The 20,184-nt window shown below is 61.0% G+C and carries 15 protein-coding genes and 2 pseudogenes; 7 read left to right on the forward strand and 10 right to left on the reverse strand.

The features are described from left to right. Nucleotides 1-17 precede the first annotated feature (17 nt). A complete protein-coding gene (gene rfbB, locus C0541_RS17485; RefSeq protein WP_115050503.1) occupies nucleotides 18-1,073 on the reverse strand; it encodes a dTDP-glucose 4,6-dehydratase in 1,056 nt (351 codons plus the stop codon). A gap of 228 nt (nucleotides 1,074-1,301) precedes the next feature. On the opposite strand from rfbB, the gene C0541_RS17490 reads away from it, so the two are divergent. From C0541_RS17490 to C0541_RS17520, 7 genes are all read left to right on the forward strand, one after another. After that, the gene (locus C0541_RS17490; protein WP_115050505.1) at nucleotides 1,302-2,048 is read left to right on the forward strand and encodes an electron transfer flavoprotein subunit beta/FixA family protein; all 747 of its coding nucleotides are present in this window, start codon (nucleotides 1,302-1,304) and stop codon (nucleotides 2,046-2,048) included. Next, a complete protein-coding gene (locus C0541_RS17495; RefSeq protein WP_115050506.1) occupies nucleotides 2,048-2,992 on the forward strand; it encodes an electron transfer flavoprotein subunit alpha/FixB family protein in 945 nt (314 codons plus the stop codon). The genes C0541_RS17490 and C0541_RS17495 overlap by 1 nt, the downstream gene beginning before the upstream one ends. A 541-nt stretch (nucleotides 2,993-3,533) precedes the next feature. After that, nucleotides 3,534-4,637, forward strand: a complete 1,104-nt coding sequence (locus tag C0541_RS17500) for a DegT/DnrJ/EryC1/StrS family aminotransferase (protein WP_115050508.1) — start codon at nucleotides 3,534-3,536, stop codon at nucleotides 4,635-4,637. Further along, nucleotides 4,622-5,593, forward strand: a complete 972-nt coding sequence (locus tag C0541_RS17505) for a glycosyltransferase family 2 protein (protein WP_115050510.1) — start codon at nucleotides 4,622-4,624, stop codon at nucleotides 5,591-5,593. Before C0541_RS17500 ends, C0541_RS17505 begins: the two co-directional genes overlap by 16 nt. Beyond that, complete coding sequence (locus tag C0541_RS17510) at nucleotides 5,590-6,519, forward strand: WxcM-like domain-containing protein (protein WP_115050512.1); 930 nt, start codon at nucleotides 5,590-5,592, stop codon at nucleotides 6,517-6,519. The genes C0541_RS17505 and C0541_RS17510 overlap by 4 nt, the downstream gene beginning before the upstream one ends. Continuing rightward, nucleotides 6,506-6,943, forward strand: coding sequence for a GtrA family protein (locus C0541_RS17515; RefSeq protein WP_115050513.1), 438 nt, complete (start codon nucleotides 6,506-6,508; stop codon nucleotides 6,941-6,943). Before C0541_RS17510 ends, C0541_RS17515 begins: the two co-directional genes overlap by 14 nt. 88 nt (nucleotides 6,944-7,031) lie before the next feature. Further along, complete coding sequence (locus C0541_RS17520) at nucleotides 7,032-9,284, forward strand: sugar translocase (RefSeq protein WP_115050515.1); 2,253 nt, start codon at nucleotides 7,032-7,034, stop codon at nucleotides 9,282-9,284. Between the two features lie 182 nt (nucleotides 9,285-9,466). Here the strand turns inward: C0541_RS17520 and C0541_RS17525 are convergent, their stop codons facing one another. The 9 genes and pseudogenes from C0541_RS17525 to C0541_RS17570 all read right to left on the reverse strand — a co-directional run bounded on the left by C0541_RS17525 (nucleotide 9,467) and on the right by C0541_RS17570 (nucleotide 20,173). Next, nucleotides 9,467-10,405 carry an NAD-dependent epimerase/dehydratase family protein gene (locus C0541_RS17525; protein WP_115050517.1) on the reverse strand — a complete coding sequence of 313 codons (939 nt, stop codon included), beginning with the start codon at nucleotides 10,403-10,405 and terminating at the stop codon, nucleotides 9,467-9,469. A gap of 22 nt (nucleotides 10,406-10,427) precedes the next feature. Next, nucleotides 10,428-11,423 (reverse strand): GDP-mannose 4,6-dehydratase, encoded by a 996-nt coding sequence (gmd, locus tag C0541_RS17530; protein ID WP_115050519.1) that lies wholly within the window; start codon nucleotides 11,421-11,423, stop codon nucleotides 10,428-10,430. 79 nt (nucleotides 11,424-11,502) lie between these two features. After that, entirely contained in the window at nucleotides 11,503-12,102 is a 600-nt protein-coding gene (locus tag C0541_RS17535; RefSeq protein ID WP_115050521.1) for a glycosyltransferase, read from the reverse strand. Between the two features lie 31 nt (nucleotides 12,103-12,133). Beyond that, complete coding sequence (locus C0541_RS17540) at nucleotides 12,134-13,882, reverse strand: glycosyltransferase (RefSeq protein ID WP_115050523.1); 1,749 nt, start codon at nucleotides 13,880-13,882, stop codon at nucleotides 12,134-12,136. Between the two features lie 20 nt (nucleotides 13,883-13,902). Beyond that, a complete protein-coding gene (locus C0541_RS17545) occupies nucleotides 13,903-14,964 on the reverse strand; it encodes a glycosyltransferase (RefSeq protein WP_115050525.1) in 1,062 nt (353 codons plus the stop codon). 1,102 nt (nucleotides 14,965-16,066) lie between these two features. Then, nucleotides 16,067-17,459 (reverse strand): annotated as a pseudogene (locus tag C0541_RS21790) (kinase); the annotation flags it as partial. A 29-nt stretch (nucleotides 17,460-17,488) separates the two neighbouring features. Next, nucleotides 17,489-18,064 (reverse strand): annotated as a pseudogene (locus C0541_RS17560) (class I SAM-dependent methyltransferase); the annotation flags it as partial. Nucleotides 18,065-18,104: 40 nt separating this feature from the next. Then, on the reverse strand, nucleotides 18,105-19,391 hold the full coding sequence (locus C0541_RS17565; protein ID WP_115050527.1) for an ABC transporter ATP-binding protein: 1,287 nt from the start codon (nucleotides 19,389-19,391) through the stop codon (nucleotides 18,105-18,107). Next, entirely contained in the window at nucleotides 19,388-20,173 is a 786-nt protein-coding gene (locus C0541_RS17570; RefSeq protein ID WP_161960144.1) for an ABC transporter permease, read from the reverse strand. The genes C0541_RS17565 and C0541_RS17570 overlap by 4 nt, the downstream gene beginning before the upstream one ends. Nucleotides 20,174-20,184: the final 11 nt, after the last annotated feature.

Raw genomic sequence — 20,184 nt, forward strand, 5'->3', positions numbered from 1 at the left:
CTTGCTAAGGGCTCGCGTCAGGCCGCGGCGCCGATCCGTTCCAGCCGATAGCTGCCATCCAGCACGCCCTGCACCCAGGCCTGGTTGGTCAGGTACCACGCCACCGTCTGCGCGATGCCTTGCTCGAAGGTATATGCCGGCTCCCAACCCAGCTCGTTCTTCAACTTGGAGGCGTCGATCGCGTAGCGACGGTCGTGCCCGGGGCGATCGGTGACATGGGTGATCTGGCTCGCGCGCGGCTTGCCGTCGTCGCGCGGGCGGTGCTGATCCAGCAGCGCACAGATTGCCTGCACGACCTCGATGTTCTGGCGCTCGGAGTTGCCGCCCACGTTGTAGGTCTCACCGACCTTGCCCTTGGCCAGCACGGTGCGGATCGCCTCGCAGTGGTCGCTGACGAACAACCAGTCGCGCACCTGCTTGCCATCGCCGTACACCGGCAGCGGCTCGCCGGCCAGCGCCTTGGCGATCACCAGCGGAATGAGCTTTTCCGGGAAATGGTAGGGGCCGTAGTTGTTCGAGCAGTTGGTGGTCAGCACCGGCAGCCCGTAGGTGTGGTGGAACGCGCGCACCAGGTGATCGGAGGCCGCCTTGGACGCCGAATACGGGGAATTGGGCGCATACGGCGTGGTTTCGGTGAACTTGCCGGTCTCGCCCAGCGTGCCGTAGACCTCGTCGGTGGACACATGCAGGAACCGGAAGGCCTCGCGATGCGCATCCGGCAGCGCCTTCCAGTAGTCGCGTACGGCCTCGAGCAAGGCCAGGGTACCGACCACGTTGGTCTGGACGAACGCGCCAGGGCCTTCGATCGAGCGATCCACATGGCTTTCGGCAGCGAAGTTCAGCACTGCGTCCGGCTGGTGTTCCTGCAGCAGACGGGTCACCAGCGCGCCGTCGCCGATGTCGCCCTGGACGAAGACATGGTCGGCATTGCCTTCCAGCGACGCCAGCGTGTTCAGGTTCCCCGCATAGGTGAGCGCGTCGAGATTGATCACGCGGATCCCGCGCGCGACGGCCTCGAGAACAAAATTTCCGCCGATGAAGCCGGCCCCGCCGGTTACTAGCCAAGTCGCCACTATCTACCCCTCCTGGTCGCGCACGCACGGCGCCGCATTTCAAACCACACAGGATATACGGTCCGGGCGATACCGGGCCTAAGCATTGCCCAAACAATGCGCCGAGCTGTTGCGCCGCAACATCCATACGCCATCGCATGGTGCTCCCTGCCCGGTTAGAATGCCCGCACTCCCGAGCCTGCCGCCGCGGCCGGGCCTTCCCGCAACAGCTGAAGGATCTCGTACACGATGAAAATCCTCGTCGCCTACAAGCGCGTGGTGGACTACAACGTCCGCATTCAGGTCAAGCCCGATGGCTCCGGTGTGGTCACCGACGGCGTCAAGCTCTCGCCGAACCCGTTCGACGAAATCGCGCTGGAAGAGGCGTTGCGCCTGCGCGACGCCGGCATCGCCACCGAGGTGGTGGTCGCCACCCTGGCCCCGGCCGATGCGGCCGCGCATCTGCGCAACGGTCTTGCCATGGGCGCCAACCGCGCCATCCACGTGGTCACCGACGCGGCGATCCAGCCGCTGACCGCCGCGCGCACCCTGCTCAAGCTGGTCGAGAAGGAACAGCCGGACCTGGTCATCCTGGGCAAGCAGGCGATCGACGACGACGCCAACCAGACCGGTCAGATGCTCGCTACGTTGTGGGGCCGCCCACAGGCGACCTTCGCCGGCAAGCTGGTGGTCGCCGATGGCAAGGCCACGGTGACCCGCGAAGTGGACGCCGGCCTGGAAACCCTGGAAGTGGACCTGCCAGCAGTCATCACCACCGATCTGCGCCTGAACGAGCCGCGCTTCATCAAGCTGCCGGACATCATGAAGGCCAAGAGCAAACCATTGGAAACGCTCGCCTTTGCCGATCTCGGCGTCGCTGCGCACGATAGCCTGGCCACCACCCACTACGCACCGCCGTCCAAGCGCAGCCGCGGCGTGATGGTCAAGGACGCCGCCGAACTGGTGGCCGCACTCAAGCAGAAGGGGTTGTTGTAATGGCCAAGGTTCTCATCGTTGCCGAACATCTCAACGGCCAGCTCAACGCGGCCACCGCCAAGACCCTGAGCGCTGCGCTGGCAGTATCGGCCGAGGCCATCGACATCGTCGTGCTGGCGGCCGATCCGGCCGCGGTTGCGGCCCAGGCCGCGCAGCTGGCAGGGGTCACCCGTGTGCTGACCGTGACCAACGCCGCCAACGAACACGCTGTCGCGCAGGTGCTGGGGCCGCAAATTGCCCAGCTCGCCGGCCAGGGCTACACCCACGTGTTCGGCCCCTCGACCACCTTCGGCAAGGACCTGATGCCGGTGGTGGCCGCGCTGCTGGGCGTCAACCAGGTCTCGGACCTGATGGCAGTCGAAGATGCCTATACCTTCAAGCGCCCGATCTATGCCGGCAATGCGATCATCACGGTGAAAGCGCCGGCCGACCAGGTCGTGGTTGCCACCGTGCGCAGCGCCTCCTGGCCGGAAGCAGCTGGCGGCGGAAGCGCGACGATCGAGGCAGTCACTGTCGATGCCGCGCTGCCGACCCACACCCGCTTCGTCGGCCTGGCCGCGGGCAGCTCCGACCGCCCGGACCTGCAGAGCGCCAAGCGCGTCGTCTCCGGCGGCCGCGGCGTCGGCTCGGCCGAGAACTTCCAGCACATCTACAGCCTGGCCGACAAACTCGGTGCCGCAGTCGGTGCCTCGCGCGCCGCCGTGGACGCCGGCTACGTGCCCAACGAGCTGCAGGTCGGCCAGACCGGCAAGATCATCGCGCCCGAGCTGTACGTGGCGATCGGCATCAGCGGCGCGATCCAGCATCTGACCGGCATCAAGGACGCCGGCACGATCGTTGCGATCAACAAGGACCCGGAATCGCCGATCTTCGAGATTGCCGATATCGGGCTGGTGGGAGATTTGTTCACGCTGTTGCCGGAGTTGGAACAGGCGTTGAGCTGAGGCAGCGATGCGCGCCGCGTGGCCAATCGGCTGCGCGGCGCCGGTCAGGATCGCGGGGGCGGCGGACAAACTGTCCGCCACGACAGCACGTGCCGTTATAATTGGCGCCACTTATCGGGATACCGTAGATGCGCCTGCAGAGCTTCGAGGTTCCGGCCACACGTAGGTTGAAAGTCGTCAGCTCCGTGTCGCCCCTCGTCGCCGGAACCGGTGCGTCGACAAGTCCCGGTGCTGCGAATGAAGACGGATACGCGATAGACCGCGCTGCAAGGAGGCGGATCTGGCAGCCAGCGCTGCCCATGCACTGCCGGCATCGATTGCGGGGCCGACGCTTGTGTTCGTTTAAACCTCCTGCGCTGCACCGAAAGTCCGGCGCCATACCAAACAAGCCAGGTCGGCTCCCCCAATTGTTCCCCTGGGCCAGGCCTGCCCGCTGACCAGCGGTCGAACGCGATATCCTTCTGCTCAAAGATTCCTCGGCCGTGCATCGCTGCCGCAGCATTTCAACTCCATCCACACATCACTTGATACCTCGGATTCCATGGACGCTCTGATTCCCGTCAACTCGTTGTCCCGCCACATCGCGCCCGTACAGGATGCCCTGTCTCAGATCGCAAGCACTATCGTCGCAAGCGGCTACTATGTGCTCGGTCCGAACGTGAAGGCTTTTGAGCAGGAGTTCGCCAGCTACTGCGGCGTCCGTCATTGCGTCAGCGTCGCCAATGGAACCGACGCCCTGGAGCTCTCCCTGAAGGCCTTGGGCGTCGGTCCCGGTGATACGGTGGCCGTTGTTGCGAATGCCGCGATGTATGGCACCAGCGCAGTCCTGGCATGTGGCGCTTCGCCGGCGTTTGTCGATACAGGTGCGGGCACTGGGCTGATGTCCGTACCTGCGCTGGAAGCAATGCTCGCTGGCGGCAGTGCGCCAGCAGCCGTGATCGTGACCCACCTGTATGGCCAACTTGCCGACATCGAAGCGATCGTCGCGCTTTGCCAACCGCGTGGCATCAAGATCCTGGAAGACTGCGCCCAGGCCCACGGCGCGGAGCGAAATGGCCATCGCGCAGGCAGCTTCGGCGATATCGCTTGCTTCAGCTTTTATCCGACCAAGAATCTGGGTGCACTGGGCGATGGCGGCGCGATCGTGACAAACGACGACGAGCTGGCCGCCAGAGCTGCGCAACTGCGTCAGTACGGATGGACAGCCAAGTACACCAACAGCTTGCGGGGTGGCCGCAACAGTCGCCTCGACGAGCTGCAGGCCGCCATGCTGCGGTACATGCTTCCTCTGCTGGATGGCTGGAACCAGCGTCGCCGGGAGATCGCCAACCGCTACGCCCAGGGGCTGTCCAACCCCAGGATCGAAGCAGCCGGGCAGGTGGGCGCTGACAACGTGGCCCATCTGTACGTCGTGCGTTGCGATGACCGTGAGCAACTGCGTGCACACTTGCAGGCCGCCGGTGTGCAGACGGAAGTCCATTACCCGTTGTGTGACCACCGTCAGCCCTGCCATGCGGGTGCATTTGATTCAGTGGTACTGCCAAACACGGAAGCCGATGCGGCGCGCGTCACCACACTGCCCTGCTTCCCCGAGCTGACCGACGCGGAAGTCGACCGGGTCATCGAAGCATGCAACCGGTTCTGAGCGACGTGCAATTGCCTTCTCTCAGCCTCGTCGTTCCGATCTATGGCAACGAGGGTTCGATCAATGACCTGCTACAGGCCGTCGACCTCATCGCACGGAGCGTGGGTGGGGATTTCGAAGCGGTTTTCGTGGTGGACGGCAGCCCTGACCGCAGCTACGCCCTGCTGCGCGAAAAGCTGCCTGGCTGCGCGTTCCGTTCGCAACTGGCAACGCTGACCCGCAACTTCGGCGCATTTCCGGCGATCCGTACCGGGCTGCAGCTCAGCTCCGGGGAGCTGACGGCGGTCATGGCCGCCGATCTGCAGGAACCCCCAACGCTGGTCATCGACTTCTGGCAACGCTACGCCAGCGAGCGCTATGACGTGGCCTTCGGCGTGCGCGAAGCGCGCAGCGATCCGGCAGCCTCGAAGCTGGCGTCGACCTTGTTCTGGGCAACCTACCGGCGCATGGTCATCAAGGACATTCCCAAGGGTGGCGTGGATATCTTCGCTGTCAGCCGTGGTTTCCTCGAGCGGCTGTTGCTGTTGAACGAAGCCCATTCCAGCCTGCTTGCGCAGCTGTTCTGGCTGGGCGGCAAGCGCGAATTCGTCAGTTACCAGCGGCGCGAGCGGCAGCACGGCAAGAGCGCCTGGACCCTGAGCAAGAAACTGCGGTATCTGTCCGACAGCGTCTTTGCGTTCACCGACCTGCCGGTCCGCATGCTGACGGCGCTGGGCCTGATCGCGCTGGCATTTACCACGCTGCTCGGTGCGCTGGTGCTGGCCGCGAAGTTTTCCGGACTCGTCGCAGTGCCGGGCTATACCCTGACCATCCTGACCATTCTCTTTTTTGGCGCGCTCAATTCATTGGGCCTGGGTATCGTGGGTACCTACGCCTGGCATGCGTTCGAAAATACCAAGGCACGTCCGCTGTCGATCATTCAGTCGGTCGAAAACTTCAAAAAGGATAAACCGTGAGTTATTTCGTGCATCCCAATGCCCTTTGCGAGAGCGAGAACATCGGCGAGGGCACCCGCGTCTGGGCATTCGCGCACGTGCTTCCCGGAGCGCGCCTAGGCCGCGACTGCAATATCTGCGACGGCGTGTTCGTTGAATCCGATGTCGTCGTAGGTGACCGCGTCACCGTCAAATGCGGCGTGCAACTGTGGGACGGCGTGCGTTTGGGCGACGACGTTTTCGTAGGGCCGAACGCAACCTTCACCAACGACCTGTTCCCGCGCAGCAGGGTGTATCCCGAGAAATTCCTCGGCACCGTGGTCGAGTCGGGCGCCTCGATTGGCGCCAATGCAACCATCCTGGCCGGCACCACCATCGGCAGTGGTGCGATGATCGGCGCTGGCGCAGTCGTTACGCGCTCTGTGCCACCCAATGCCATTGTGGTTGGCAATCCCGCACGCATTGTCGGCTACGTTTCCGACAAGGACGCAAACCAGCCTGCCGCATTGCCGGTTGACCAGGGAATCACCGACACTGCCGTTCCGGGCGTCAAGCTGTACCGGATGCCCAGTTTCGCCGACATGCGTGGCTCGCTCTCCGTGGGAGATTTCGATAGTTTCCTGCCTTTCAATGCAAGACGGTATTTCCTGGTTTACGGCGTCCCCACCCAGGAGACCCGTGGCGAACATGCGCACAAGCGCTGCCATCAGTTCCTGATCTGTGTCTCCGGTTCGGTCAGAGTCCTTGCAGATGACGGCACCCGCCGTATCGACGTCGAACTCAACTCGCCGAACCAGGGCATCCACCTGCCGCCGATGATCTGGGGCACCCAATACAAGTACTCGAAGGACGCTGTTCTCCTGGTGTTTGCTTCCGAGCCCTACGATTCAGACGAATACATTCGCGATTACGCTGACTTCAAGAGTCTGGCGAATGCAGCCGGATGAGTCCTCACAGGCCGATGCCCTGCTCGGGCGGCATCGGCCATTGGTCTCCGTAGCGCTGCGCTTCCTGCTGGGCGGGGCACTCAACACGGGCCTGACTCTGGTGCTGTACTGGGTGCTCCTCCGCTTTGTGCATTATCAGTGGGCTTATCTTGCGAGTTTCTGTGCAGGCATCCTGCTCAGTTACCTGATCAACACCCGTTATGTCTTTCGCGCTGAACACAGTTGGTTGAAGTTTGCGGCGTTTCCGCTCATCTACCTTGTGACCTACGCACTTGGGGCCTTGGCGCTGAAATTCAGCGTAGGGCATCTGGGCGTGCCGGCGGCTGTCGGCCCGCTGATCTCTATCGTTGTCACGCTGCCGGTGTCGTTCATCCTGAGCAAGTTGTTGTTGCAGGCTCCCAAGCCAGACTCCTCTCAGGGCTGAGCCAGACGCGGCGCAGAACGTCACCCCACCTCACGCCTGCCTGCAGCCCCTGATGGCGCAGCGCATCCATTCTTGACCTGTGGATTACATGAGCACCCTACTTCCTCCTACGACGCCGGCCCGTCCCCTCATCAAGGCCGAATGGCTGCCCCTGCTGCTTGGCGCCGTTCTGTCCGTCGTGGCAGGCAGCGTCCTGCTCGTCGGCTGGCGGGCGGGCCTGTTGCCCGTGCTGGACTACCCACTCTCGTACAGCGGCGACGCCTTGAGCAGCCTCTGGCTGACACAGCGGGCGATGGAAGGATGGATCTTCGAGAATGCCCGTAGCGGCTTCCCATTCGGCTCCTCTTTCCTGGATTACCCCGGAGCAGATTCCGGCAGCTTCCTGTTCCTGAAGCTTGCCGGCATGCTGACCGGCAGCAGTGCCGCGGCACTCAATCTGTTCTTCCTGTTGGGCTTTGCCGCGAACTTTCTGACGGCATATTGGGTGATGCGCTGGCTGCGTGTCGGTCGTTCGCTGTCCTTTACCACTGCCATGCTCTTTACGCTGGCGCCGTTCCATTTCCTGCGGTTGCAGCACATCTTCTACACCTGGTATTTCGGGATCCCGATCTACTTCATGCTTGCGATCCGGATTGCACGCGCCGACGTATCGCTGGATTTCTGGAGCGCCCGGCCATCACGCAAGATCGCGCTTGCTGCGCTGTACCTGGTCCTGAGTTGTTTCGGCGTCTACTACACGGCATTCGGCCTGATCCTGATTGGAACGGCCTGCCTCATGGCGTTGTTCCAGAAGAACTGGGCGTCCATCACCCGCCTCGCAGCACCCGTCATTTTCTTCCTCGCGCTTGGTACGCTGGCAAATGTCGCACCCAACGTGATCAACGAGCGGATCAACGGTCACAATCCGGAAGTCGCTGCCCGCGCTCCGGCAGAGTCCGAGATCTACGGCGTGAAGTTGATGCAGTTGATCCTGCCGCGCCCCGACCACAGGCTACCCAAGCTGGCCAATGTGACGGCCAGCTACATGGCCAGCACACCGTTGATCAACGAGAACACGACCGCCTCCCTGGGCCTGATCGGTTCCATCGGTCTTGTCATCCTCGCGCTGGTCGCATTCGCGCGCCTGTCCGAGCGGCGCAATGAAGAACGCATTGCCCTGTTGGCGATTCTCTCCGGCGTCCTTCTGTCATTCATGACCATCGGCGGGCTTGGCTCACTCTTCGCGCACGTCGTATCGCCCTCCATCCGCGGCTGGAACCGGGCCAGCATCTTCATCACGTTCAGCGCCCTCGCTGCGGTAGCCATCGCCGTGCAGATGCTGTCTGACAAGGTGGGGCGTCGGCACCGCATGACCATCGCCTCGATCGCTGCCGCCGGCATGCTGGTCTTCGGCATCTGGGACCAGACCTCGGCGGTGTGCGGCCCGTGTCAATCCAGCGCGCGCACTGCGTACGAGCAAGACAAACGTTTCATCCGCAGCATTGAAGCTGCCCTGCCTGTCGGTGCAGCCGTTTACCAGTTGCCCTATATGCCGTTTCCGGAAGTGCCGCCCAAGAATGCCTTGCACGCATATGACCTTGCGGTGGGATTCGTGCACTCGCAGCACCTGAAGTGGAGCTACGCAGGCATGAAGGGCCGTGAGGGCGACCTGTTCTACCGGAATCTGGAAACCCAACCCGCCGCCGCACAGCTCAAGGCGATCGGTCGATTCGGCTTCGACGCTGTCTACATCGACAAGCGCGGCTACGCTGACCAAGGAGCGCAGGTCATCGCTGAATGGACCCAGGCCGTTGGCGCGCCGCCGGCGATGACGCGCGAAGATGGCGCTGTTGTGGTCTTCCGTCTGCCAGGTGGTGCCAAGCCTGCAAGCGCCGATGCGGCCAAGGACGCCGTGGTCACCGAGCCCGCTGCAGATGCCAGCATTACGCTGCCCACGCTCCGCAGCTTGCTCACGCAAGGCTGGTCGTCCGACGAGGCATGGGGTGTCTGGTCGGAAGGCACAAGCTCGACGCTGCGCTACCGTGTCAACTCAACGACCGTCGGCAAGACAACGGTGATTCTGCGCGGCAACCCGTTTCTGCCCGGCCCCCAGCAAGCGCTGCGCATCCGTGCCACGGTCAACGGCGTCCAGGCGCTCGACACGCGCATCACTGCAGGACAAGCGGTGCCACTGGAACTACGGATTCCGGTCACGACCCGCCAGCCTGGTGAAGTGGTGCATCTGGTTCTTAGCTACGAAACACCGGTCTCTCCCGCGCAGGTAGGCATGTCTGCGGACCAGCGGCTGCTTGCCTTCGGGCTGACCAGTCTTGAAATTTGCAAGTCCGATTGCGGCCGGTAAGCCGCCGGGAATCCCAATCGCCAGCGCGTCAATCGCCGCTGTCACCTGCCACGGTTTCCTGCAACTGCTGGTGCGTCAGCCTTTACAATAACGCTGAACAAAAACACCGCCAGGCATCCGGAGCGAGCTTCGGCTGAATTTTCCAGCCGAAGCTCGTTGCTCTCAATGCCCTTGGATTGCGCTCACTGCTCAGCGCTGGCGGCTTCAAGCATCCAACGCAGCGTGTCCTCCAGCGCAAGACTCTGCCAATCGCCGATCAGCTCCTGCAATCTGGCATTGCTGCCAAGCAACTTCTTGACCTCGTTCTCCCGAACGAACGCGGGGTTCACCAGGACGTCGATGTCGTGGCCGGTGATTTTCGAGCAGATCCTGATGATGTCCCCTAGCGAACTGGCGACACCCGAACACACATTGACGATCTGCCCTTCGGCCGCTGGCGCCTGCAGGAGCTTGCGGTAAGCCAGCACGACCGACCTGACATCGCCAAAATCGCGCCACACTTCGGTGTTGCCCAACTCGATGGAAGAGGCACGCGATGCGAAATGGGAAACGATCTTGGGGATCAGGAAGTTGGTCGCCTGACCGACCCCGGTATAGTTGAAGGGGCGGGCAATCACCAGGGGCAGGCGCTCGCGCCACAAGCTGGCGACATATTCCATGGCGAGCTTGCTCACCGCGTAGTCGTTCGCGGGCGCGGGCGTGACCGACTCGTCGATCACGCCCTCGGTTGCATTACCATAGACATTGGCACTGCTCGCGATCAACACCCTCTCCGGGCGGTGTTGGCTTGCGGCCAGCGCCTGCAGCAGGTTACGCGTGCCGAGCAGATTGACGCGGTAAAAATCGTCGGCATCCCCATGACCGACAAAGGCCACTGCTGCCAGATGCACAACGTAGTCGGCTTGGGCCTGTGCAACGGCGCGAGCGACGTCGGCAGCGTCGCGCAGATCCATCGGCCAGAACTCGTCGGTGCTGCCCGTGCCGGCAGCGTCCGAACGCGTGCCGACGCCAATGACCGTACAGCCCTGTTCCTTGAGCTGCTGGGTCATGTAGCGCCCGGTGAACCCGGACGCTCCGCTGATCAGAACCCGCTTGCCCGTCAGCTCAGAATGAGAAGCCACGCTCGTTCCTCTTCAGATCGGCCTAGACCATCATCTGGCACAGCTGCTCCAGCGTGGTCTCAGGCTTCCAGCCGAGGATGCGGGCCGCCTTTTCGGGATCGCCGATCAGCAGCTCCACTTCTGCAGGGCGGTGGAACTTCGGATTGATGCGCATGACCACCTTGCCGGTGGCAGTATCCACCGCAGTCTCTTCAGCGTCCTGTCCACGGAACTCGACGTCGATGCCCGCGCCCTTGAACGCCATGCTGACGAAATCGCGCACGGTCTCGGTGCGATTGGTTGCGAGCACGAAAGTATCCGGCTCCTCGGCCTGCAGCATCCGCCACATACCTTCCACATACTCGCGCGCAAAGCCCCAGTCACGCTTGGCGTCCAGGTTGCCCAACTCCATGCAGTCCAGCAGCCCGAGCTTGATCTTGGCCACCGAGTCGGTGATCTTGCGCGTCACGAATTCGCGTCCACGCAATGGACTTTCGTGATTGAACAGGATGCCGCTGCAGCCAAAGATGTCGTAACTCTCGCGGTAGTTCACCGTCATCCAGTGCGCGTAGAGCTTGGCGACGCCGTAGGGGCTGCGGGGATAGAACGGCGTGCTTTCGATCTGCGGGACCGCCTGCACCTTGCCGAACATCTCCGACGTCGAAGCCTGGTAGAAGCGGATATCGCGGTTCACCTGACGGATCGCCTCCAGCAGGTGGACCGGACCGATACCGGTGATCTGCGCCGTTGTGGTCGGCTGATCGAAAGACACGCCCACAAAGCTCTGGGCCGCCAGATTGTAGACCTCGGTGGCTCCGGTGCTTTCAAGCATGCGGATGCTCGACCCTAGATCCGTCAGATCGTATTCGATCAGATTGAGGTTCGGGTGGGCTGCAATTCCAAGCTCTTCGATCCGCCAGAAATTGACCGAACTCGTCCGGCGATACGTGCCGAATACGCGGTAGCCCTTGTCCAACAGCAGTTCTGCCAGGTAAGCGCCGTCTTGACCCGAGATTCCAGTAATCAACGCAGTTTTCATCAACACATTCTCTTGTTTACGTATTGGTTCCGGCTTTGAGCCGATGCAGGATCGGGATGTTCCCGAAGCGCGGTGCAGCTCAACGCGTTGACAGCGGCTTCCCACCCACACCGCATAGGGTCTGCTTGCCCTGATCGGCACAGCTGGTGAACGGGCCGTAGTCGAGCGGCTCGATCTTGAAATCGCTGAACCAGGCAACGCCCTCCTGTACCAGCCCGAATCGCAGGCTCTTTCCGACCACTGCCTGGGCAGGCACCTCGGCGATCACCTCGGCGGAGGCACCGGCAGGGATCCCATCAGCGGGAAGCGGAGCGCGTACGAAATCCTTCGCCGATACAGTGCCGGAACTGTCTACCAGCGAGATTGCGAGGTTGACCGGCAAGGTGCCCTTCGAACTCAGCGTTTCCTTGCCAGCGTTGGTGACCGACACAACGGTTCGTATCACCTCGCCATTATTGGCGACCACAGGGTCCGAGACGATGGCATAGCGAGCCCCTACTTGCTCCTGCGTCAGGGGGGTCGTCATACCGGGTGCTTCGGAGGCCGGAGCAGCCGGTTGAGGTGCGGCGGTTACCGGCTGGTCTGCCTCAGGCGACTTGGAGCAACCAGCAAGGGTGATGACAGTCGCCAGGATGGCGACAGTGCCCAGAGAGACGGGGGTTTTCACAAAAGATTTCATGCGTTAGGACCTGGGTTGGATGAATGTGCCCTCATGATTGAGTGGCTTCTACACGTACGAGCAGCCGGGCTGGTACAAACCCCCGACTTTTGAACCAGCAAACAGATTCCTGGACGAGATCGATTTCCAATTCATACTCACCAACTGCATCCGGCACGCGAAGCGAGATGACCTGTTCGCGACACGAAGCTGGCTCGATTGGCTCGTCGATCCATTGGCGCGGCTGCTCCACCTGCTGCAGCGGTGCAGCAACGGAGCGCCAGTAATATCCGATGTAAATGCCGAACGGCATCACCGAGTGGCCGGGCGGACTGAGCCACGGAAACCCGCTGGTATTGTTCAGCATCAGCCTTACGGTGACCTCGCTGGAGGGCTCCGCCACGCCAAGATCGGTTTCGATCAGTGCCGCCCCTCCCTGACATGCTTCGACCGGCAAGGCCTCAGTATAAGGGTACGGCTCGACCGTGGCGAAGACCATTTGTCCGTGCGCGTCGACCTGGCGCTCGGATAAGGCCTTGAGCGCAGAATCGACCCACCGGTCACCACGCAGCGTACTGCGGACATCGATCCTCTGAACTTCGCTCGACAGCGGAGAATCAAGGTCGATCTTGAGATCGACCAAGGCTTCGGCGACGCGATCCCTGAAATCGGAAAAGACACGGTTGGATTTCAACAGCTTCACATAGCGGTCGGTAGCACCGTATGGGTCAAGCTCCGGGCGACCGGCCTGATCACCACATTCTTCTGCCCAACGCGAGTACGCTGCAGAATCCAGTGCAAAGTGCTGCAACAGACGGCCAAGAACCTCTGGACATTCTGAAGTGGGAGGCACTTTCCTGACGCAGGACGGCAGTTCTGCGTACCAGCCCTGATCCGATACCACGACGGGCAGGCCCGCCTGCAACGCCTTCGACACGACCGCGGATGCTTCGCCCATGGTCGGTTGGCGAAGTGCGATCATCAGGTCGGCACGCTCGAACACACTGCGAAATTGCTCATCGTCGATGCGACCATGATTGACCAGTCGCACGTTCTGCAAGCCCGAAAGACGCTCCAGCTGTAGCTGCACGGCAGGTTCGACCACACCGGCTATCTCGAGAGAAAGCGGGTGAGTCAACTCGGGCTCGACCTGCAACAACGCCTCAACGATCCAGTCGAACCTGCGATTCACCTGCCCACCGCCCATCACCGCGATAGTGCTGAGACGATCGCGCACCCGATGCCGCGCGGCGACAGGATAGAGCTGGGGGATGACCGTAACAGGCAACCAGGGAAACTCCTTGGCAACCCTTTCAGCCGTGTAGCTGGAATGCACGACCACCTCGAGCGCGAATTTCGTCGCCACCTGATGAAGCGGGTAATGCACGATGTCGTCGCGGCCCCAGATCGGAGAACCGTAGCGCAGCGCAAGCGTTGCGTTCTTCACTTCGGAAGCGGAGTGCCATTGTTCCAGCACCCGCGCATACCCGTCGCCGAGCAGTGCCTCGTCACTCAGTACGCCCGCCACCATGTGGTGCAGCACCAGATCATGAAGGTGAACAACACCGGGAACACACGCCATGAGTGGAAGCATCCATCCATGGAAGGCGGGATGATTTCCCATCTGGTACACAACGGCATCCGCTTCGAGCAACCCATCAACAACCTTCTGGGCTCCCATACGCTCCACGTCACCGCGAACCACCGTGTCCACCTGCATGCCGCGCGCGCGCAGCAGTTCCACCAGCCCGGCCGAATACTCGGCAATGCCGGAATGCTCGGGGGGCAGTGGCCCGACCATGGCAATACGGAAACGCGTGTTCAAATCCTTTCCTCCACGAGCTCGCGTATCACGCGATCCCATGTAATCGAGGTGCTGAGGCGGTAACCTTCATCGGCAAGCGAACGTAGTTGCGCACCGGTTCGTGCGTAGCAATCCCCGATACTCTGCGCGATTTCCTCTGCCGTGGGACCGGTGACCCACCCACTTCCGGTGGCTTTCACAATCCTTCCGACTTCGCCGCTGTCGTCAACAGTAATGACAGGCTTATGCGCCGCAAATGCCTCCAGGGTTGCGAATCCGTAGTCTTCGTCAACGGGAGAGTAGAAAACGGCCCTGCAATTCGCGATCAACGCGAGCAATTTCTCATCTTCGACAAAGCCAGTCAGTTCCACCCTGTCCTGGAGCCCCAGCTCATGCACCAGCGGTGCCAGGGAGAGCGCGTAATCACTGGCTCCTGTGCCCGCTATGACGACTTTGGCTTTTGACACGTGTGCCGCTGCGCGAATCAGCAGGTCGGGCCGCTTCATCGACTCGAGTCGGCCGATGCACAAAATATAATCGCCGTAGTCACCAGATGTGATCAACGGGGCCAGTTTGGATGGAGGATACAGAACCTGCGAAGAAAGACCGTTGAACTGCTGAAGCCTCTCGGTCACGGTCTGCGAGATGGTGTAGCGCGATTCGATGTCCGACAACAGTTGCGTGTCTGAAGCGCGCAAGGCGTCGCGCAACGCCACATCCCGCGAGTTCAGATGGGGGAAATCAAAACGAGTGCGCTCCAGATCGTAAAGTACCCTGTGCTGATGCACCAGCCAGAGCGTCTTGTTCGCATGCGAGGCAGCGTATGTTGGAAACTTGGTACAAATGCACAGGTCGATCTTCTGCCCGTTACTCTCATTCAGATCCAGTAACCGCCACGCCAATGCGGAGGAAAGGATCTCCGTTTCCGGGTACCAGCGATACGGCAGCTGCACCAGTTCGGCGACGACCTGGCGTTGCTTACCCCACAGATTGATCTGACGGACCAGCTCCTCATTCAGAAACTCCGCCCCTCCCCTGATAAACGGTACCTGCGCACCGAGTACGATGACCCTTTTCACGACCCAAACCCCCTACATGATGTCCTTACCACAACGTTAACTTCCTCTGCATTATTTACGTGACTTGCGGATACGACTACCCAGCTGATCGACCGCGGCAACACGCTGGTCCATTGCAGCTTCTGCCGGAGTCGGCACCGAACCATCAAGGGTGGTCACGTCCTCCAGCTGTGGGACTGGCGCGTTACGGATAATCGCAACATTGCCGTCGCCACGTTTCAGTACCCGCGTGGTGAGCAACCGAAGCGGCGCCGTAATCCGCCAGGACCGGCTTGCGTGAAGGCTGTCGATCTGCCCTTCCAGGACCTCCACCGCCAACTCGAGCTCACGAATGTGCTCTCGTGCTGCAGTAGCGATCTGCATGCTTCTGGAAAGATCGGCCTGCAACTCCTTCAATCGGTTTCTATCCTGCTCGCTTGAGTTTTCGAGCTGGGAAATTTTTTGCTGCTGTGCGGCAACCCGAGCCTGCAAGGCGGCGTTGGCCGCCTCTTGCTGCTCAACCACGCGCTGAATGCCCAGCGCATCAGTCCTCGCAGCATCGCGCTCTTCGGTCAGCCGCGCTACATCCACTGCCAACAGCTCGGACAACTCGCGCGCACGCTGGCGCTCCTCAAGCNAGCGCATCAGTCCTCGCAGCATCGCGCTCTTCGGTCAGCCGCGCTACATCCACTGCCAACAGCTCGGACAACTCGCGCGCACGCTGGCGCTCCTCAAGCTCTTGCTCGAGCTCTGCGATCCTGGCTGCCAGTACAGCCTTGTCAGATTCCAGTTCGGCGGTACGTGCGGCCAGCAACTCGGACAACTCGCGCGCACGCTGGCGCTCCTCAAGCGCTTGCTCAAGCTCTGCGATCCTGGCTGCAAGTACAGCCTTGTCAGATTCCAGCTCGGCAGTNCTCGGACAACTCGCGCGCACGCTGGCGCTCCTCAAGCGCTTGCTCAAGCTCTGCGATCCTGGCTGCAAGTACAGCCTTGTCAGATTCCAGCTCGGCAGTATGTGCGGCTAGCGACTCGGACAACTCGCGCGTACGCTGGCGCTCCTCAAGCGCTTGCTCAAACTCTGCGATCCTGGCTGCGAGTACAGCCTTGCCAGATTCCAGCTCGGCAGCACGTGCTGCCAGCGGCTCGCTCAGCTCCCGCGCACGGTGGCGCTCTTCTACCCCTTGCTCAAGTTCGGCGATGCGTGCCGCAACTGCAGCGTTGTCTGATTCCAGCCCGGAAGCGCGCGCGGCCGACGCTTCGCTCTCACGGTTAGATGCAATCGCTTGAGCTTCGAGTCCTTTGGCCCAGGCTGCCAGTTTCTCGCTATCCTCCTCAAGTCGCTGGCACCTGCTTTCGGAAGCGGCAACTTGCTGTTCAAGCAACTGGATGCGCCCCTGTTCCTTCGATGCGTTCTCACGAAAATGCTCGATCGCCGCGCCGCGTGCGGCAAGCTCAACCCGATGATGCTCCGTCTCGGCATGCACCGCGCTCAGCCGCGCGTTGTAAACGAGCAGCGCGTTATGCAGACGTTGGTAAATCGATGCCCACTCGGGAAGCGGGGCCGGCGCGGCATCGGCTTGTTGGAGACACTGCTGCAGCAGTGCGAACGTCAACTGGGAACGATTTTGCCCAAATAGCGCTACGAACGCATTGCAGTAGCGGGCGGGCAGTGTCGTGAAATCCAGCGCAGGCTCACGGCTCGGACTGGAGGAAACAACCCGACGTTCAAGAATCTCCTTGACCGTGATCAGGAAGGAAAACAGCAGATCCTCAAGCCAAGAGCAGTCCGCGGCGTTGGTCGAGATCGCGCCGTAATCGATCAGTAAAGCACGCATTTCCGACGTGATGAGGATATTCCAGCAGAGCACGTCGTTGTGATACAACCCGGCGCGCTCAAGCAACACAAGCTGCTCAAGAATCTGCGCGATTATCTCATCGGCGTCATAAGACGAACCATCGTCGATCGCCTGGGAAAGAAGCTGCCCATCCGTCATGGACCTGGCAAGAAACAAATCCCTGGAATCGTTCAGCGACGCAATCAGGCGCGGAGCCGGATAGCCGAGTGGTGGATTGCTTAGAAACTCCACTTCATTGACGAATTCGCGCAAATTGATCTCTGCGCGATCTTCAACGCCCAGCGTCATTCTTTTTACGAAAACCTGTGCCCCGAAGTAATAGCGACGCGACTGCAGGTGCGTGCCCCGCCCATGCGCGTGCGACTCGGCTGTCCAGGACGTGAAATCGCCGATAATTCCGTCCACATACCAGAACTGGCTGCTCGCGAAATAGAGCGGCCTTGACACTGCCGAAAGGTGCGTCTCCTGCCGCGAAAGCAGGCGCAGGAACGCATAACTGGATAGGATTTCGGCAGGATCCTGCGGTAACGATGGTGCCCAGTAAAGCGGCTCCTCATGCAAGGCGAGTTCAAACACGCCCGCAGCGGTCTTTTCCGAAAGCTTGCGACACAGTTCCGATACGCTCAGGATGCCTCGGGCGTGTACGAGATGATGGAAGACGNCAGGATCCTGCCGAAATCCTATCCAGTCAGGCGCAGGAACGCATAACTGGATAGGATTTCGGCAGGATCCTGCGGTAACGATGGTGCCCAGTAAAGCTGCTCCTCATGCAAGGCGAGTTCAAACACGCCCGCAGCGGTCTTTTCCGAAAGCTTGCGACACAGTTCCGATACGCTCAGGCTGCCTCGGGCGTGTACGAGATGATGGAAGACGCTGAGCCCGAGGACCAGATCGTACTGACCCGGTTCAAGCCGATCTATCACGTCCTCGACAGTACCGTGCTCAAAGCTCGCTGCAAACGAAGGATTTTCGGCAGCCAGCGCTTTGCACACATTTACATTGAGATCGAGAAAGTCCACTCCGTGCACCGTGTGGCCGTCGGCCGCCAGGTTCAACGAGAAGAAGCCCTGCGCACAGCCGAGATCCAGCACGCGCAGCGGACGCCCGAGCGCAGCCTGAAGGCGCTGGGCACACTGGCGAATCAACAGCAACCTATCCTCGCAACCACGCGAGCTGCCATCGGACAGTTCAGGATGCGCGAAAATCGGCTGATACTTCTCGGGCAGGGCTGCAACAAGGGCCCCCATACTCAGTGGCTCGGTCATGACTGTTCGCTCTTTGAATTGATATGAAATTCTGCCGCCGTCATGACAAGGCCTCAACGATCTCGAAATCGGCCTTCAGGTCCATCATTCCCCAAAACTGCATTCCTCTGGCCACGTTCAGCACGATGGCATCGTAGCGCCGATCCAGCGGCGTCAGTTCCACCAGCGGATCTCCACTGGAGATGCCGAGCGAAATCAGGTAATTCGCTTCGTTCAGGTCAAGAGGCATGCTGAACTTGCAGACAATCACGTCTCCTGCCTTAGCCGCAATCCCGGTACGACCCTCGCTGGAAAGAAAGGAATTGGTTCCGTAAAGAAACAGTCCTTCAAGCGTTTTCACCAGGATACCGGGGACCACGTTGTCGAAATCCCGATCGAATGCGATCTTGACGTAGAACGTCGTCCTCGAGCCGCTTTCCACGCGCGCGGGAAATTCCTGACCGTCGCTGGAAACCACGTAGTCCAGAATTCGGGCACCGCCCTGCCCCCAGCGATGCTCGGACGCATTGTAATACGGCCTGGTATGGAACACGTCTTCGCTGCCGGTGCGGAACTCCTTCGGGGTTTCCTTGGCCTCCGCTTGAAGCGAGACGGGCTTTTTGCCAAATAGCTCATCGAGATACAGGTTCGAGACCTCGCGGGACGGACCATCGGCGTGCACGCTACCGTCCTTGATCAAAATGGCACGATCGCAGTGTTTGACGACATCTCCGACCGCGTGACTGACGAGGATGAGCGTCATTCCCTCGTCCTTGTAAGACTGGATGCGCTTGAAGCACTTGGCCTGGAAATACGCGTCGCCCACCGACAATGCTTCGTCGACGATGAGTACGTCGGGACGAAACGCGGTGGCCACCGCAAAGGCGACGCGTACCTGCATACCGCTTGAGTAGGTGCGTACCGGTTCATCGAAGTATTCTCCGATCTCGGCAAACTCCTGTATCTCGGGCAACACCTTGTCGATTTGTTCCAATGTGTACCCCATGAGCCCGGCAGAATGTCTGGCATTCTCCCGGCCACTCAGGTCCGGATTGAAACCCATGCCGAGCTCAAGAATCGCAGCGATACGGCCATGCCGGACAATGCGTCCTTCGGTGGGTTGCGACGTACCGGTGATCAGCTTGAGCAATGTGCTCTTTCCGGCGCCATTGCGCCCCATGATTCCGATCGACTCACCCGGAGCGACCGAGAACCCGACATTCCGCAAAACCCAATGCTCTTCTCGCGGCTTGACCTTCAAGCCGAACCAGCTGGCAGCGCGTAGCCACTCGCTACCCCAGACACGGTAGGACTTCCCAAGCCCCTCAACCATCAATACAGGGCTCATAGGGCATCCACCATTTCGGCACTCGCGCGGCGAAAAATGACCAACGACAACGCGCACAGGACGAGGGTCGCCAGCATGAGAGGGACGAGCTCGATCCACGCCGGGGAACGTCCGTAAAGAAGGACCCCCTGATATGCGCTGACCAGCGGGAACAAGGGGTTGAGCTTGAAGAGTTCCTGGGTCTGCGCGGGAAGGATGTCAATGGTGTAAACGATCGGGGTCACCCAGAACAATGCCTGCAGGACGACCGGCACGACCTGGCCGATATCGCGTACGAACACATTGAAGACCCCCAACAGCAATCCGATCGACATCGCGAACGCCAACGTCAGCAGCATCAGCAGCGGAAGCCACCCCGCCTGCGGCCCCAACGTGTGACCCAACACGGCAAACACGACGATGATCGCCAGGAACAGCAACAGGTTGTTGACCATGACGGTACCGCCGGCGATGAGCGGCAGGCAGATACGAGGAAACGCCTGCTTCTTCATCAGGTTGCCGTTATCCACGAACAATGAAGCACATTTGCCAATGCACTCGGCAAACATGCTCCAGCAGAGGGTTCCAGCCATCAGATAGAGTGCATAGGCGAACTTGTTGTTGACGCCTGGCAGCTTCGCGGCCAGCACCTCGGAAAGAATCGTCGCAAAGATCAGCACCTGCATGAGCGGGTGGATGATCATCCACAGTGCGCCGAGCTTGCTGCGCAGGAAGCGCAGACGCAGGTCATTCCTGATCGACGACAGGATGAAGTATCGAAAAGCCCATACGGACCGGATCATGTCCAACGTTG

It is taken from the genome of Xanthomonas arboricola, assembly GCF_003353015.1.
Classification (GTDB): domain Bacteria; phylum Pseudomonadota; class Gammaproteobacteria; order Xanthomonadales; family Xanthomonadaceae; genus Xanthomonas; species Xanthomonas arboricola_E.